Below are 15,390 nucleotides of genomic sequence, written 5' to 3' on the forward strand. Positions count from 1 at the left end.
ACGATAAACTTCCGCTCACGACACCGTCGCGTGAACCTCGTAGTTGCTTTCTACCTCATACCTGCGTTAGGGTGACGCCAGCCCGCATTCAGCGGAAGTTTTTTTAGGGAGAACACATATGAACAAACAGGAACTCATCGACGCCGTCGCCGCGAGCACGGGTGAAAGCAAGGCTAGTACGGGCGGCGCGATTGATGCCATCCTCGAGGTCGTGACGGCAGCAGTGACGCGTGGCGATACCGTCCAGCTGATTGGTTTCGGCTCGTTTTCGACGGGTGCTCGCGCCGAACGCACGGGTCGCAACCCGTCGACGGGCGAGGCCATCACGATCCCGGCAGCGAAGACCGTCAAGTTCACAGCAGGCAAGGGGTTCAAGGACGCTGTGAATGCGGGGTGAGATGCGCCGCATCTGATGACATGACGGGCGCTTAAAACTGAACATAGCACCTGTTCGTTTACGGGCGCATGGACTGCCATGTCGCCAGACTCAATGCAATATTCGATTGTTCCAGAAGTTGCAGGTTATCCCTGACTTTTGGTGCGAATTAATGCCCACCGGCCGTACCTGGCGGTGGGTATTTTTTTGTGGCAAGGAATCTGCAGAGAACGTGGATGACCCGGCAATCGCGCGGGACGTCTTTCACGTTGATGCGCACCCACGCCGCACGCCGGTTCGCTTCGTGCAATGCGGACAACGAAATCGACGCATCCGCCGTCTTACTGGACAAGAGCGCCGGCGCGGTTGACGTCTACCGAAGCGTGGCGTGGTTGGCGTCGATCACCGTCCGGTCCGTATCGCACAACAATGTCTCGCATGACGCCGAAGTTTTCGGCCGGCACCCGTTATAGGCGGACTGCGCAGTTCGGCGTGCGGCGCTCAGTAACCGCCATCTGAGGAATTGGTTGTGCTGCCAGATGCGCCGTTGCCGCCTTGATTCTTGTCGCCCGCAGCCGCGGATCCCGAAACCACGACCATTCCGAGGCAAACGAGACACGCAAGAATCATTCGAAGTCGCTTCATGGTCATTTCTCTTGGCGAAGCTCGCAGGAAGTCCCGGGGAGGGATATCCAGCGAGGTATTAACCGCGCTATTAACGAAGATGCCAAGCATGCCGATGCATCGCGGACGCGTCGCGCGGTTCATCGCGAACGCAGGCATCGACATACTCGTAAACGTGGCGCGACGACGCCTTATTCCACTCGCCGATTTTATCCTGGAGCCCGGATGAGGGATATTTGCCTGTCCGGCTGGTCTTACGCGTGCGCCGGTCCTTCCACGCGATGAGCTTGAGCAACCATGAACACCGGAATCGGCTCGACAGGCGCCACGAGCGTCTCGCCGAAATCCACATTCGATGAATGAACGACTACTGTATGGTTCCTCGCCTATTCTTTGATGGACTGACCGCGAAACATTATGCGCAAGTCAGCCGGAGTCATTAACCAAGAGGTGGGCCATTATGAAGACGTTAGTCCACGCAGTTTGCGCGGTTGCCGTGATTGGTGTGCCAATTGCATCATTGGCGCAGTCGGACGGGGCGCTGACCCACGCGCAAGTGCAAGCAGAGATCGCTCAGCTTCAGCAAGCCGGCTACAATCCGGCCAATGCGAATACTGTCGACTTTCCTGCCAATATGCAGGCCACCGACGCAAGTGCGGCTGGCCAGAGCAGCGGCTACGGCCCTGCGACCACCGGTTCGTCGCAGATGGGCCGTCCGGCCAGCACGAGTGGGATGAAGCCGGTGTTCTTTGGCGGGTCGTAAGCGTTTTCGGCTCACCGTGTCGGGCGATGAGGAGCGCGCCGTCTCTGCTTGGCACGGTGCTGGCGTGTCATGTTATGCGCATCTGCCGAATGGTTTCGGCTGCCTCCTGAACGCCCAGAGCCATCGTGACGAAGTCGCCTCGACGGTTATACGACTGGACCGGATACAGCGTCCTTGCAGGCGTTTCGCATGAGGGCGCTCTTCACGGCGTACTGATTCCCGCCAACCGATCACAATCATCAATCTTCGATGCGCAGCACGAGAAAGTCACCGGCGTGGGTAGTGAAGCGCTCGCACACGCAATCGACGGGTTTCCAGTGACGTTCGCCCGACTTAAAGCGGATCCGGTAGTGACCAGGCGATAGTCCGCTACTGATGCGCTGAATATCGTCGTCGTGAACGTCCGCGTGTCGTGGACCTGGCGCGATGCCTTCCCCAATCGCACTGCCTGATCCGAAAGCAGCACTTTCGTCCATGTCTGGCGCACTAAACGACTTGTTCTCCAACGCCTGAATCAGGATCAGCTCACGGCTGTGCTGCGCGATGTGATGCAGCATGCGGTGCATCTCGTTCGTCGCATGGCGCGCGAGCACGCGCTCATTGTCGTGGCGCAGCAGCATTTCGTAGCGCGACTGTGCGACCGCGGCGAGTAACTCGGCGCGGAATTGCGAGCGGCGCAGGCGCTCAACCAGCGTGATAACCAGTAACGTGATCAGCGGATAAGACACCAGCAATGCAATGTCGGACTGATCGAATATATCGAGGCGGCCGTAAGGCGGAACGAACAGGTAGTCCGCGAGGCACAATCCGCTGACCATTACGACAAGCGCAGGTGTAAGGCCGCAGAAGTACTCGATCAGCACTGCTGCAATCAGAAATGCCGTGCCAGGCATGATCGGGCCAAGCAGTGGATGAAGCACCAGCCGGACAACAGCGGCGACGGCCAGCGCTGCCGCAGCGACGATCCAGCGGCGCGGACCATGTGGGGCCCAACGTCGGGCATTATTGACTTGCATGTAACACTGTCGTCGGACGATCGTTGTATCAGGGTTCTGGCGCCTCCGTGTAAGAGCAAGGGCCCGCAGACATCATAACTGAACTGATATTGACGAGCGGCTCGGTCCGGCGGTCGACTGCAACCATCGGCGCTATCAACTTGTGCAGGATGGGATAGTCCGGCGGAAGGTACAGCGAATGTATAGAAACAGGTCGACGGATTCTGGGTCACGTCGGTGAATTCGTACCAGGCGGCGAAGCGGATAACGAGTTGCTTACGATGGAGACTGCTCGAAATTACGCCAGCAAAATCAGCCGGCGCTGCGCAGGCGCTAGAGGCGAATATTGCCAAATGTTAAGGCACGCTTATCTGCGACTCGATCTCGCAAAAATATAGTTCTCAAGCTGAAAGTTCAGAAGCCGATAGACCATCTGCCAATACGGCGTAATTCTTGGAGAGGAATATGTCAATCCAGTCCATCGGGCAAAGTATGGCCCAATCGACCAGTACTACCCAAAGCGCACAATCGGTAGCAGATACGAAACCGGCCGACACAAAGTCTTCATCAACTCCATCGTCACCGTCTTACACGGTGAGCATCAGCAATGCCGGACGAGCCGCAATGCTCGAGGCAAGCGAGACGTCGGTCCAGACTGCACAAGAGGCAGGTCGCGGTGACCTTCAGGCGCAGCGGCTTTTGTCGCGGGAGCAGGCAGCAAAGACACAGTAATCGTTTTGATAGAACGGGGATCTTCCATGCAGCGCCTGGAAGATCTCCGAAGTCGGATGATGGTCGTCGACAACAAACTATTTATTCTCCGGTGTGCTGCGATCTCCGCACGATGCGTGCCTCTCACGCTCTAGCGCAGCAGGTGGTTTCGAGAAGCTGAAGTTGGCAATGGAAACTTTCTCGTCGTTCTCTTTAAGGTTAACTTAAGGTTCTGAATTTAAGTGACGTGAGAAGCGGGTACGAAGCTATTGAGCCAAGTGCTATCGATCCGCCGCAAAAGCGGAACAGGCGTGCTTCGCCTCAGCGCGCAACGACGAACGATGTGTGCATGCCCATTTCATAGTGTCCCGGTCTGTTGCAAATCAGCACGTAGTGTCCTGGCGCAAGCTTCAATGACAGGCGCTTGGTCGAACCGCGTGCAAGGTCCTCCACTTCGCCCATTTTCTTGAACCGGCTTTCCGTGACCTGGCCTTTGTGGACAGGCAGATGTGCGTCGTCCATGTCTGTCTTCAGCACCACGAACTCATGTTCGGTGTCGCCGCTCGCTGCATTGTTCACTTCGAACGTGACACGCCCGGCACTCGCTGTGCCGGGATCGAGCTGAATCATCTTGTCGGTGAGCTTGACATGGATCGTCTCGTCCGCATTGCTGCTCAGCGGCGCAACGCCGAGCGCAATCGCCGCCAGCACGTACACAGTATGGTTTCTGTCGATCATGATGTTTCTCCTCGAAAGGGCTACATTGCCGCAAGACCGATCGAACCACAGTGCGGGATTCACCGGCCCCGAAAGCTCGTGGATCAACTGTTCTCTTGATGACCGCCGCGCGTAAGCAGGCACGTTCACCAATATGCATGGGTAAGAACCCCCGTCATCGTCGTGGCCGCTGGAGACCATTTATCGCGGTGCTCATAGCTTCGCCTTCACGCAACGGCACAAGCAGGCTTGCACGCATTGCGCGCGTGAATTCATCGCTGATGACGGACCCGTGCTCGCCAGTGCTGGCGAACCTCGCTGATAGAACGTGAGTGGGCATCGAAATATTCCGCCCGATGTCGCATGGGAAGTCGCTTTCTGGCGCGCGCTGTGCTGGCGAACCCAAACGATTCGAGTGGCTTAACGGTTCGCAGACATGCTATCTGGATCACCAACGCGCCACTCTCTCATCGCTCCGTACTGCCATCATTCGACGTAGCGCATCTCGCAGCGAAGAATCTTTCCCACGGTCGACTTCGGAGGCGTATTGCGGCAATTGCAACAGCATGCTCGTCAAGCGCATTTGCAGAAAAGCACCGTGCTTCCGCAACCCATCGTGATCTTGTTGAACCAGCTGCTGTGGACCCCTGTCGCGCCATACGACCGGATGACAAGTGGAGGTTTTTGAAGAACAGGGGAATATTTGCAGGGCAGCGGTCGTTTAGTCACCTGCGGCACCAACTCGCGGAACAATCTCTCACCAGTCAGACTAAGGAGGGTGACCATGTCGCAGGTCTCGTGGGGTCTCAAAGCAGCGGCCGTAATCGTCCTCGCGGCCGGTTTCACAATCGGGCATGCTGCTGACGATGATGCTTACGTCGTCACACCACTCGTGTCCAACCTGGCAGGCGCTGCCCCGAAGGTCGACGGGGTATTACAGAACGCTTGGGGTATTGCTTTTAGTCCGGCAGCAAGTCCATTCTGGGTCAACGACAATGCGACAGGCTGCTCCACGCTGTATGACGGAGAAGGGGCAAAGGTGGCGTTGCAGGTCTCCATCCCGCTGCCAGGCAATGTCATACCGGCCACCTCCTGTCATCCCGTCCTTGCCAACAATTCAGCCAATGCCACGCCTGCCGCGCCGACCGGAATCGTGTGGAATCCTTCACCGGCGTTTCTCGTGCCGGGTACCACTATCCCGGCCGCATTTATATTCGCGACCGAGGACGGCACGATTTCCGCTTGGGCCGGCGGGCTGAATCCGGCGAACAACGCGGTGATCGCGGTGGATAACTCGTCCTCTCCATCCGCCGCCAACGGGGCCGTCTACAAGGGTCTCGTTTTCGGTGTGAACGAGAAAGGAGCATTCCTGTTTGCGACGAACTTTCGCTCGGGTCGGATCGATGTATTCGGGCCAAGCGGCGGTACGAAGGGCTTGTTCATGCCCGCGACGACGGACGGCAACTTCACCGATCCGAACATCCCAGCTGGCTACGCGCCGTTTGGTATTGCGAACATCGATGGGGACCTTTTCGTCACGTATGCCCAGCAGAACGCTGAGAGGCATGACGATGTTGCAGGTAACGGTCATGGATTCGTCGATGTATTCGATACCGACGGCCACCTGCTGCGCCGCTTCGCCAGCCGAGGGACGCTCGACTCGCCCTGGGGAGTCACGCGCGCATCGTTTGCATTCGGCCGCTTCAGCGGCAAGATCCTGATTGGCAACTTCGGCAACGGTCGAATCAATGTCTTCAACAATGACGGTACGTTTGTCGATCAGTTGGAGAATCAATACGGCAACCCGCTGGCTATCGACGGATTGTGGGCTCTGACACTCGGTGGCGGCCGCAACTCGAGTCCGGACACGTTGTACTTCTCGGCAGGCCCTAACAAGGAGACCAATGGACTGTTCGGTACCATCGCTCCATTGAGCGGCTCTAAGACGAGAGCCTCCGCTCATCAAGGGCAATAGCAGGAAGTGGCGAGCGTGCGCGCGATGCGGCTGTAGTTGCCCTCACAAACATCGCGAACAAGGACAAGATAGGCACGACCTCTCCTGCATTGATCGCCGTACCCATCGGCGGCCGCGCCCTCGCCCACGTGTCACGAATGCGCCGTTTGATGTCAGTGTGAGATCGCGCGCCTGGAAACCGTAATGGTGGCTACCAGGCGTTTCTCGGACTTCACTCGTCAAATTGCTAGTGCGCCGGTGCGGTCGCCAGGAGCGGCAGCACTGCCACTTGGAGACATCGGCCACACCGGCACGCGGGCTCACTTATCTTTCCGGTCCGCGTGTTTGCATTAGCACTCCATGCTACGGGAGCGAACGAAATCGGTTCAGACGGGCTTATCGAACCGATCGGGCGTGCTCGCACTCCACAGCACTTCGAACAGACTGCACTCGAACGCAAAGAACTCCGCGCTTTGAATGGACAGCGGTATTTTCACATGCATGTTTTGATATGCTACATCCGAGTCCCGCAAAATCAACGATCTCGCCGCGCGTAGTCGGCTTGTCGACGCCCACAGCGTCACGTCAAATCCCACACCGCCCCTTCAAACCACCAAAGAACTCTCCGCGCTGAGCGCATCACGCAACTCATTCACCACACTATCCCAGTCACCGAGCGCTGGTTGCCTGAACAACCGAACGCCCGGATACCACGGACTATCTGTGCGATCGAGCAGCCACCGCCAGCACGTATCGAAGCGGTTCATGATCCATACCGGCTTGTTCATTGCCCCTGCGAGGTGTGCAACAGCGGTATCGACCGTGATGACGAGATCGAGGTTTTCAACTAACGCAGCCGTGTCCGCGAAGTCATCGAGTTCATCGGTGTAGTCGATGATCCGCTCGCCCAACGCCTGCTCTTCGCGCAACTGCTGTGCGGCCGGACCCTTCTGCAGGCTGTAAAAGCGCACATGCTGCACATCGAAGATGGGCCTTAGCGTGTCGAGCGTCACTGAGCGCCGCGCATCGGTCTTCCTCAGCTCGGCGACATGCGGACGATTTCCGCCCGCCCATACAAGCCCAACCTTCATCGCAGGCGCGCCGTCGCTGGTGAGCCGTTGCGCCCAGCGCTGCGCATCCGCATTGTCCGCACAGAGATAGGGCGTCCCCGACGGAATACTCGCGAGCTCCGTCCCAAACGCGAGTGGCAAACTAAGCAGTGGCGCATGGCAATCGAAGGCTGGCAACGGTTGACCCTGCTCGACCAGTTCAGCGACGCCGCCAAGCGTCGCGAGAAGCCGCATCAGTTCCTTCGGCACTTCGAGGATGACTCGCGCGCCCATCGCAGCGACGAGCGGCGCATAGCGGCAGAACTGCAGCGTGTCGCCCAGCCCTTGCTCCGCGTGCAGCAGAATGGTTTTGCCTTCGAGTGAAAATTCGCCGAGCCATAGCGGCTGTGCAAAGCTCCGCTGAGACGCCTTGATGCGATGGCGCTGCCAGCGCCATTCGTATTCACGCCAGCCCTGTTCGAACCGACCCATTTGCAGCAGACACAACGCGTAGTTCCAGTGCGCCTCGGCCCAATCGGCGTCCAGCGCGAGCGCTCGCTGGTAGGACTGCAGCGCTTCGTCGTGCAGCTTCATGTCGACGAGCGTGAGGCCGAGATTGTTCCAGGCATCGACGAATGCCGGGGCGAGTTCGAGCGCGCGCTGATAGCTCGCTTGCGCGTCCTGCGGACGGTTCATGTCGCTCAGCGCGTTCGCGCGATTGCTCCATGCATCGGCATAACGGGCGTGCAGCGCGATCGCCTGATCGCAGCTCGCTAGCGCATCGGCGGGACGGTCAAGGTCGCGCAACACGCAGGCGCGGTTATTCCATGCCTGCGCAAGTTCGGGCTGCAAGGCGAGCGCCTTGTCGAAGCTCGCGAGCGCTTCCGCTGGCCGGTCGAGTCCGGCCAGCGCGTTGCCGCGATTGTTCAGTGCATCGGGGAAGCCGGGTTGCAGCGCCAGCGCGCGGTTCGCGCTGGCCAAACCTTCGCTGAAGCGCCGCTGCGCGTTATAGGCGTATGCGAGATTCGAGTGCAACGGTGCCTGCTTTCCGTTGATCGACACGGCCTTTTGCAATAACCCGACACCTTCGTCGATGCGCCCCGCCTGTAACGACAGCGCGCCGAGCAGCTGGATCGCGTCAAAGTGCATGGGGCGCAGGGCGAGAATCTCGCGATAGATCTCCTCGGCTTCGGGCTGCGCACCGTTTTGCTGCATCGCCACGGCTTCGCGAAGCATCGCGTCGATGCGGCGCTGCTGATTTGCTGTTTTGCTCATACTCGGCAGGGTCGCCGGCACATTCGTGGACGCTTAGGGCCGGAATAGCCGGGTTAGATTCCAGTTGACCAGATGCCGTGCATTATCGCTGATGAACCTGGGTGCGTCGGGTTCGCTGGGTGACCCCGGGCGAAGTCGTGGGCTATTGCATCCCCGACCGACGGCTAACCCTGTCACCGACCTCGCATTTAGCTGCCGAAAAAGATGCTGCAGTAGCTGATGGGGCCCGCACAGTTGTCCCCCGACGTGCTGCCGCCACCAAGATGCCAAAAACCCCCCGCTTTCTTCTGCGACCCGGCCTGGTCCTTTCCAGTCACGCTACCGCCGTAGCCCGATTCCGACGCATTGCTCTGCTGCGACTGAACGGGAGGACTGCTTTCCTGAGCCTGTGACAAGGCGGGGACGGCGAGCGCCGTTGCGATGACTAAGGTGCGAAACAACAATTTCATCATGCTCTCCAAGGACGACCTGCCGCAGAAGCGTGTCCACGGCTTAAGAAAATCAATAAAGGGGAAAGGCGGCGTGCGTCGTCGTCGCTGCTTCAATGGCGCACATCCCTTTGCGCATACGACGACTCCCACCCGCCACCGAGTACCTTGCATAAGGTGATGAGGTTGGCGGCGGCGTCGGCCTTGCTTTGCTCGAGATTGCTCTGTGCGTCGAGCAATTGCCTCTGCACATTGAGCACGTCGAGAAAATCGACGGCGCCGGCCTTGTAGCGCTGACGCGCGATAGAAAGCGCCCTCAGATTCAGGCTCACGACTTCTTCCAGTCGATCATGCCTTCGCTGTTCAGCGTCATAAACGATCAACGCGTCATCCACTTCGCGCCAGGCCTGAAGCACGGTATGTTTGTAGACGATTGCCGCCTCCTGCTGTTGGGCCTCGCGTAACTGCAGCGTTCCCTTGAGACGTCCGCCTTCGAAAATCGGAAGCGTGATCGACGGTCCAACGACAAACTGACCCGACGCCCAATCAGCGAGATTCGAGAGTTGAAGACTCTGGAATCCGGCGCTGCCAGTCAGCGAGATGCGCGGATAAAAGTCCGCTTTCGCCATACCAATAGCTGCCGTCGCCGCGTGCAACTGAGCCTCAGCCTTTCTGATGTCGGGCCTGCGCTGCACCAGCTCGGACGGAAATCCAATCGGCACCTGATTCGGAAGCCCTGGCACGTCACGTGTCTCGGCGAGCATCTGTCGCAGCGCGCCGGGCTGTTCGGCCAACAACACGCCGATCGCATTGATCGTCGTTTCGCTGCGCGATTCGAGCGTCGGAATCAGACTTTCGATCGTCGCGACTTGTGCGGACGCGTTGGCCACGTCGAGATCGGTCGTCACGCCTTCACGTACGCGCGTTTGCGTGAGCTTCGTGGCGTCACGTGCAATCTCGAGATTCTGATGAGCGATCTGAAGCAGAGCCTGTGTGTCGCGCAGTTGAATGTAGTCGCGCGCGAGCTCGGCACGCGCCGACAACAACACCGCGTTTCGCTCTTCGTACGAGGCATCCGTCAATGCAGACGCGGCTTCGACACTGCGTCGAACCCGACCCCAGATGTCGACTTCCCACGACGCGTCAAAACCGAACTGATACAGGTTGTAAGCCGGCGAACCTTTGCTGCCCGGCAACGGCGCGACGCCAAGTGGCGCGCTTCCCGAAGCCGATTGCGTCTGGGTTTCCGTCGGCGAGACGCCAAGCAACGAAAGAATGCCGTTCTCGCTACCGCGCTCGCGGTTGTACGAAGCGGCGCCCGTGAGTGTCGGATATTCCGCGGCGCCTGCAACGCGCTGCTCGGCCCGGCTTTGCCGCAGACGGGCAGAGGCCGCCGCTACGTCGAGGTTTGCATCGGCCAGCTTCTGTTCGAGCGCGTTCAGCGTGGGATCGTTGAACAGCAGCCACCAATCCGGATTGAATTCGGATTCAGCCGCCTTGCTCGGCGCCTGTGCGGTCTGGGTACGATTGAAGACGTCGGGCGTGGTCGAGGTAGGACGTTCGAAATTGGGGCCCACCAGACAGCCGCTCAGTGCAAAGCAAAGCAAACCTGCCAACGCGGGCGTACGAATGGAAAACTCGCGCGCGTTCATTTGTTGTCCGCTCCCGCGATCGTCGCGTCGCCGTGCTTGCTAACCGCGACTTCCGCCTCGACAGAAAGCCCCACGCTCAATGCGGATGCCGCCTGCTGGCCCGGATCGATCGTGATCTTGACGGGCACGCGCTGCACGATCTTCGTGAAGTTGCCCGTCGCGTTGTCGGGCGCGATCGGCGCGAAGCTCACGCCGGTAGCAGGAGCCAGACTGTCGATATGCCCTTGAATGACAACGCCCGGAAAGCTGTCGACCTTGATACGCACACGCTCGCCAGGCCGCATGTTGGTGATCTGGTTCTCCTGGAAGTTCGCGACCACATAGGCAGCCGAAAGCGGCACGATCGCGAGCAGCGGCGCGCCGGGTGTGACGAACGCGCCGACCCGCACCGAACGCCTGCCCACCTTGCCGTCCACCGGCGCATGAATCTCCGTGTAAGACAGGTTGAGCCTGGCCTGCTCCAGCACTGCCTCAGCGTGTGCCAACGCACCGGCAGCCTTGTCGCGCTGCGTGCGCAGCACGTCGAGATTCTGTTCGGTCGCAGCGAGTGCAGCACGGTCATGCGCCTGTTGCGCGAGTTGCTCGGCGAGCGCGCTCGAGGCGTGCTGATGCTCCTGCATCGTGCCCGCGCCGGACTCCGACAGGTTCTGGTAGCGCGCTGCATTTGCGCGTGCGAAATCGATCGATGCTTCGTCGGAACGCAGCGTGGCGCGCGCCTGATCGACGAGTGAAGGGTGACGCGCGATCTCGGCGTCGTAGTTCGCGACGGATGCCTTTGCGGCCGCCACGTCGGCCTGCGCAGTCAGCAACGCAGCCTGGAAGTCGCGATCATCGATACGCACCATCAATTGCCCAGCCTTCAACTGCTGGTTGTCCTCGACGAGTACCTCCGAGACCTGGCCGGCGATACGCGGCGCGACGAGCGTGAAATCCGCGGCGACGTAGGCGTCGTTGGTGGATTCGTAGTCCGGATTGGCAAGCAGCTTCGTACAACCCCAGGCGACGACGCCCAGCACGACCACGACCGCGGCGATACGAACCACTTTGGGGGGAATTCGGGTGAGGAATGACATATGAATCAATGGTTAGCGATTGGACGGCGGTGTCGTACACCACGGCGGATAGATGCGCACCGGAAGCACAGGTACGAGAAGCAGAACGGCAACGGCGATCACCGCCATCACGCGATAGAGGTCGGCGGAAGTGAGCACCACGGCCTGCTCGTGAATCCGATGCGCGAGTTCGCCGAGACCATGAGCAGCGTCGATGCTCTGACTGGCGATCAATGCGTTATTGCCCAGATGGTCGACCAGCATGCTCGAATGAAAATGCTCACGGGCCGTGCCCAGGCCTTCGATCAGCGCCGTTGCCGCAACGCCAGTGAATGCCTTGAGCGAGTTGAACATGGCGGAAGCGAAAGGGCCTTCCGTCGGCGGCAAGCCCGTTGTGACACCCATCAGGATGGCGACGATCACCATCGGCTGCGCCACGATCTGCAATGACTGGAGCCAGTAGAAGTTCTCGCGAACCCACTCGGAAGTCATGAAGCTTCCCAAAATGCACGTGGTCGCGACCAGTGACAGTCCCAAGGCCATGATCCACCGCGAATCGACCCGGCGCATGTTCAGCAGTGCGGCTGTCAGGGGAAGCGTAATCAGCAGCGGAATGGCAACCAGCAACGCCAGCGGTGCCGTTTGAAGCGGTCTGTACGTGTGGACCATCGCAAGGAACTGGGCGGGAATCACCGCGACACCGACCAGCAACATCACGGCGCCCACGAGCGTCGACAGACCATGCGAGAAGTTTCTGCGGTACAGCAACTGCAGCTTGAAGAACGGAACTGGCTGATACCACTCGTTGACGAGAAACGCGATGAAAAGAAGCGTTCCTCCGAACAGCATCACGCAGACAAACGTCGAATTCAGCCAGTCCAGCCGATCGCCCTGCAACAGGCCCATGACGAGCATGGCAACACCCGGGCCGCCCGTGATCAATCCGACCCAGTTGAACGACCGGAACCTTTCGAGCTTGACAGCATCTTGCGGCAGGCCGTACTGGATCGCCACACAGCTCAACAGGCCGAACGGCACGGACTGCCAGAACGCCATCTTCCAGCTGACATACTCCGTCCACAACGCGGCGAGCGGCGTGCCAATCGTAGGCCCGAAGGTTGCTGTGAGCGCGTATCCCGCGAGGCCATACAGCTTGATTCTGGGCGGCAGATAGCGCAACGCCACGATGATCAGCATGGGCGGCAGACAGCCCCCAGCGACGCCCTGAAGCACACGCAGCACGTAAAACGTGGACAGGTTCGGCGAGAACGGACAAAGGAAGGCAAACAACATCGAGGCCACCACCGCACCTATCGTGAACCGCTTCAAGGTGAAGGTGATGCCGAACCACGGTGCAAAGATCATCGTGGACACGTTGGCGGCTTCGAACAGAACGGTCAGCCAGCTCCCGTCGTCGTGTCCAATGGAGAGCGCGCCACGCACGTCGGTCATGGCAAGCGCAGTGACCTGTTCGTTGACGATTGCCAGTAGCGACGCGAGCAGCATTCCACTCAGACCAATGGCCAGGCGCTGCGACATCTCCGCTTGCGCGGGTGCCTGAGGCGCGGGCGTCGGCGCTTGCGCTGCGGGCAACGGGGCAGGAGACGACGCAACAACCGGGCCGGCCGTTTCAGTCGTCGAGGGATTGACACTCGTCATAGGGGTGCGCTCGGCAAATAGTCCTCAACAACGCATCGCATCTGGGATGGACCTTCAGACGATGGACGCTGACGGAGACCTCAGGTGTTCCAGGAGAAGACCTTTGCAATGACCTCTTGACCATTTACGTGGTTAATTCACCCGGAATTGCCGCGGTGAATTCACCGCGCGATGACCTGACTAATTCTAGGAGTTGAGCAGGGTTTCCAAAAGCCGCCGCATGTAACGTTTTAGGCCATTTGATTTTGAAATCTGGCCATGCCCGTTCTGTAAGGATTTTTTGGCGATCAAATGGAAATTGACTTTTTCCATTTGATCAATCCGGGCATATCGTCATAGGGTTGACTGGAATTGCCGCTGTTCGTCCCAGATGAAGGGTTTCAGGGCCGAGGCCGCTGCATTTGCAGTAATCCGTAAAATAGACTCTGCGCAAACCAATCTGAATCTGAAACACATAGTTGTCTTATGTGCGTCGACGGAAATGTGGGTGCCGGATAGAATCAAATCAAGTCGAATAAATTCGATAGCCTGCAATTGATTAACCGTTATTGATTGGTGAGCGAAAATGAAATTCTCAGTTAAAGAAGCAATTCAGTCTGACGATATCTCCAGAATCCAGCGCGCGATGAAGAGCGTCGACGCGGATGCGCAAGTCGACGTCAATGTCGATGCGAATACGGTGAGCGTGGATTCCTGGCTGATGCCTGAAGAATTCTTCGTTGCGTTCCAGGACGAAGACTACAACGTGGCCATTCTTGAAGCATAGCCGCCGACGTGGCCGGTGCATTTTGCGACCGGCCATAGCTATCACGCGTCATCACTACGGGTCGACTTGAGCAACACGACCAGGCCCGCTATCACGATGACGACGGCCGCCGCCACATACGGGGCTATCTCTTCATCACCGGAGAGCAGTCCCTTAAATGCTGCAAGCGGGCCGCCCACTGCGACAAACACACCGATCTTCAACAGAGTCGATCTGAGCTTCAACCGAAACATTACCGCTCCCAATGTTAGGCGACTAGATCCATTGTCGGAGATGAACCCGGTCTCTTGAAGCGCGCATGTGCCAGGTTATGGGCCATTCAGTGCGCGAATTGCGCCACGCTGAACGTGACGCGGAAAATCGCATCTACAATCGCTTCGAGAATTGAAGTCGGGAATTACGATGGACAAATTTCGCGAGATGGAGGTGTTCGTCGCCATCGTTGATCGAGGCAGTTTTACCGGCGCGTCAGAGAAGCTCGGTATGTCCGCTCCCACGGTTTCAAGGGCGCTGAATTCGCTGGAAACACGCGTGGGCGCACAGCTGATTGCGCGGACCACCCGCTCGATCCGTCCCACAGACGCGGGAATGTTCTACCTCGAAGCGTGCCGCAGAGTACTCGATACCATCGCTGACGCGGAATCGAATATCGCCGCTGAGCAAAGCAAGCCTGTGGGCACGTTGACTGTCTCCGCACCGGTCTTGTTTGGCCAACGGTTCATAGCCCCGCTCATCAACGCCTACGCGAATATCTATCCGGACGTCAGCGTGAATGTCGTCTATGTCGACCGTACGACGCGGCTGATCGAGGAAGGGGTGGATATCGCGATTCGCATCGGTCATCTTGGCGATTCTTCAGTGTTCGCCGTGCCATTGGGCGCCGTAAGCCGCCGAACCTATGCAGCACCGGCGTATCTTGACGCGCTCGGGGAGCCCGTTCATCCCAGGCAACTGAGTGACCACCACTGCGTGTCCTTTACGGGCGTGACGCATCCGCTCGAATGGCTGTTCTACGAAAACGGTTTGAGGCTGCCCGTTCGGGTTCGTCCGCGAATGATCGTCGATCTGGCGCCCGCGGCTGTCATGGCGGCCGTCGACCGCGTGGGGATAACGCAATTGCTTTCTTACCAGGCAGCGCCCGAAGTGCTCAGTGGAAGTCTGCAACGAATCCTGGCAGCGTTTGAGCCGGAGTCGATTCCGGTGAATCTGCTGCACGTCGAGCGAAAGGGCACAAGCATGAAGATTCGCTCTTTCGTCGAATTCGTGACTGAAACGTTACGCAGAAACGTACACCTTCAATTCGTCGATGCGCCGAAGATAGTGAAAGCAGGCAGTGCAATCGCCGATCTGGCCGAACCGTAAAGCGTAG

General features: G+C 58.9%; 13 protein-coding genes. 5 read left to right on the plus strand and 8 right to left on the minus strand.

What is annotated here, in order from left to right:
- Nucleotides 1–118: 118 nt before the first annotated feature.
- Complete coding sequence (locus C2L65_RS30375; protein ID WP_042309450.1) at nucleotides 119–397, plus strand: HU family DNA-binding protein; 279 nt, start codon at nucleotides 119–121, stop codon at nucleotides 395–397.
- A 1,063-nt stretch (nucleotides 398–1,460) separates the two neighbouring features.
- Nucleotides 1,461–1,763, plus strand: a complete 303-nt coding sequence (locus tag C2L65_RS30390) for a DUF4148 domain-containing protein (RefSeq protein WP_042309443.1) — start codon at nucleotides 1,461–1,463, stop codon at nucleotides 1,761–1,763.
- A gap of 239 nt (nucleotides 1,764–2,002) precedes the next feature.
- Here C2L65_RS30390 and C2L65_RS30395 read toward each other — a convergent pair whose 3' ends face one another.
- Together C2L65_RS30395 and C2L65_RS30400 are read right to left on the minus strand one after the other, a co-directional pair.
- Nucleotides 2,003–2,779 carry a DUF4118 domain-containing protein gene (locus C2L65_RS30395; RefSeq protein WP_042309442.1) on the minus strand — a complete coding sequence of 259 codons (777 nt, stop codon included), beginning with the start codon at nucleotides 2,777–2,779 and terminating at the stop codon, nucleotides 2,003–2,005.
- Nucleotides 2,780–3,790: 1,011 nt separating this feature from the next.
- The gene (locus C2L65_RS30400) at nucleotides 3,791–4,207 is read right to left on the minus strand and encodes a cupredoxin domain-containing protein (RefSeq protein WP_007732384.1); all 417 of its coding nucleotides are present in this window, start codon (nucleotides 4,205–4,207) and stop codon (nucleotides 3,791–3,793) included.
- Nucleotides 4,208–4,970: 763 nt separating this feature from the next.
- Between C2L65_RS30400 and C2L65_RS30405 the strand changes: the two genes are divergently transcribed.
- Nucleotides 4,971–6,161 (plus strand): TIGR03118 family protein, encoded by a 1,191-nt coding sequence (locus C2L65_RS30405; RefSeq protein WP_042309441.1) that lies wholly within the window; start codon nucleotides 4,971–4,973, stop codon nucleotides 6,159–6,161.
- 584 nt (nucleotides 6,162–6,745) lie between these two features.
- Here the strand turns inward: C2L65_RS30405 and C2L65_RS30415 are convergent.
- The 5 genes from C2L65_RS30415 to C2L65_RS30435 form a co-directional block, all read right to left on the minus strand.
- Nucleotides 6,746–8,464: a tetratricopeptide repeat protein gene (locus C2L65_RS30415; protein WP_042309439.1), complete on the minus strand. Its 1,719-nt coding sequence runs from the start codon at nucleotides 8,462–8,464 to the stop codon at nucleotides 6,746–6,748.
- 188 nt (nucleotides 8,465–8,652) lie between these two features.
- Nucleotides 8,653–8,916: a hypothetical protein gene (locus tag C2L65_RS30420; protein ID WP_042309437.1), complete on the minus strand. Its 264-nt coding sequence runs from the start codon at nucleotides 8,914–8,916 to the stop codon at nucleotides 8,653–8,655.
- A gap of 89 nt (nucleotides 8,917–9,005) precedes the next feature.
- Nucleotides 9,006–10,544 carry an efflux transporter outer membrane subunit gene (locus C2L65_RS30425; protein WP_042309435.1) on the minus strand — a complete coding sequence of 513 codons (1,539 nt, stop codon included), beginning with the start codon at nucleotides 10,542–10,544 and terminating at the stop codon, nucleotides 9,006–9,008.
- On the minus strand, nucleotides 10,541–11,617 hold the full coding sequence (locus C2L65_RS30430) for an HlyD family secretion protein (RefSeq protein WP_042309433.1): 1,077 nt from the start codon (nucleotides 11,615–11,617) through the stop codon (nucleotides 10,541–10,543). The genes C2L65_RS30425 and C2L65_RS30430 overlap by 4 nt, the downstream gene beginning before the upstream one ends.
- Nucleotides 11,618–11,629: 12 nt before the next feature.
- The gene (locus C2L65_RS30435) at nucleotides 11,630–13,255 is read right to left on the minus strand and encodes an MFS transporter (RefSeq protein ID WP_042309430.1); all 1,626 of its coding nucleotides are present in this window, start codon (nucleotides 13,253–13,255) and stop codon (nucleotides 11,630–11,632) included.
- Nucleotides 13,256–13,820: 565 nt separating this feature from the next.
- Here C2L65_RS30435 and C2L65_RS30440 point away from each other — a divergent pair.
- A complete protein-coding gene (locus C2L65_RS30440) occupies nucleotides 13,821–14,021 on the plus strand; it encodes a hypothetical protein (protein WP_042309429.1) in 201 nt (66 codons plus the stop codon).
- Between the two features lie 41 nt (nucleotides 14,022–14,062).
- Here the strand turns inward: C2L65_RS30440 and C2L65_RS30445 are convergent, their stop codons facing one another.
- The gene (locus C2L65_RS30445; protein ID WP_042309426.1) at nucleotides 14,063–14,254 is read right to left on the minus strand and encodes a DUF2964 family protein; all 192 of its coding nucleotides are present in this window, start codon (nucleotides 14,252–14,254) and stop codon (nucleotides 14,063–14,065) included.
- Nucleotides 14,255–14,423: 169 nt separating this feature from the next.
- Between C2L65_RS30445 and C2L65_RS30450 the strand changes: the two genes are divergently transcribed.
- Nucleotides 14,424–15,383 (plus strand): LysR family transcriptional regulator, encoded by a 960-nt coding sequence (locus C2L65_RS30450; protein WP_042309424.1) that lies wholly within the window; start codon nucleotides 14,424–14,426, stop codon nucleotides 15,381–15,383.
- Nucleotides 15,384–15,390: the final 7 nt, after the last annotated feature.

Origin of the sequence: Paraburkholderia terrae (assembly GCF_002902925.1) — a bacterium.
GTDB lineage: Bacteria > Pseudomonadota > Gammaproteobacteria > Burkholderiales > Burkholderiaceae > Paraburkholderia > Paraburkholderia terrae.

Coding starts and splice junctions, on each gene's coding strand:
- C2L65_RS30425 (WP_042309435.1), bottom strand. CDS start 10,544: ATGAACGCGCGCGAGTTTTCCATTCGTACGCCCGCGTTGGCAGGTTTG.
- C2L65_RS30440 (WP_042309429.1), top strand. CDS start 13,821: ATGAAATTCTCAGTTAAAGAAGCAATTCAGTCTGACGATATCTCCAGA.
- C2L65_RS30415 (WP_042309439.1), bottom strand. CDS start 8,464: ATGAGCAAAACAGCAAATCAGCAGCGCCGCATCGACGCGATGCTTCGC.
- C2L65_RS30400 (WP_007732384.1), bottom strand. CDS start 4,207: ATGATCGACAGAAACCATACTGTGTACGTGCTGGCGGCGATTGCGCTC.
- C2L65_RS30395 (WP_042309442.1), bottom strand. CDS start 2,779: ATGCAAGTCAATAATGCCCGACGTTGGGCCCCACATGGTCCGCGCCGC.
- C2L65_RS30435 (WP_042309430.1), bottom strand. CDS start 13,255: ATGACGAGTGTCAATCCCTCGACGACTGAAACGGCCGGCCCGGTTGTT.
- C2L65_RS30420 (WP_042309437.1), bottom strand. CDS start 8,916: ATGATGAAATTGTTGTTTCGCACCTTAGTCATCGCAACGGCGCTCGCC.
- C2L65_RS30445 (WP_042309426.1), bottom strand. CDS start 14,254: ATGTTTCGGTTGAAGCTCAGATCGACTCTGTTGAAGATCGGTGTGTTT.
- C2L65_RS30430 (WP_042309433.1), bottom strand. CDS start 11,617: ATGTCATTCCTCACCCGAATTCCCCCCAAAGTGGTTCGTATCGCCGCG.
- C2L65_RS30375 (WP_042309450.1), top strand. CDS start 119: ATGAACAAACAGGAACTCATCGACGCCGTCGCCGCGAGCACGGGTGAA.
- C2L65_RS30390 (WP_042309443.1), top strand. CDS start 1,461: ATGAAGACGTTAGTCCACGCAGTTTGCGCGGTTGCCGTGATTGGTGTG.
- C2L65_RS30405 (WP_042309441.1), top strand. CDS start 4,971: ATGTCGCAGGTCTCGTGGGGTCTCAAAGCAGCGGCCGTAATCGTCCTC.
- C2L65_RS30450 (WP_042309424.1), top strand. CDS start 14,424: ATGGACAAATTTCGCGAGATGGAGGTGTTCGTCGCCATCGTTGATCGA.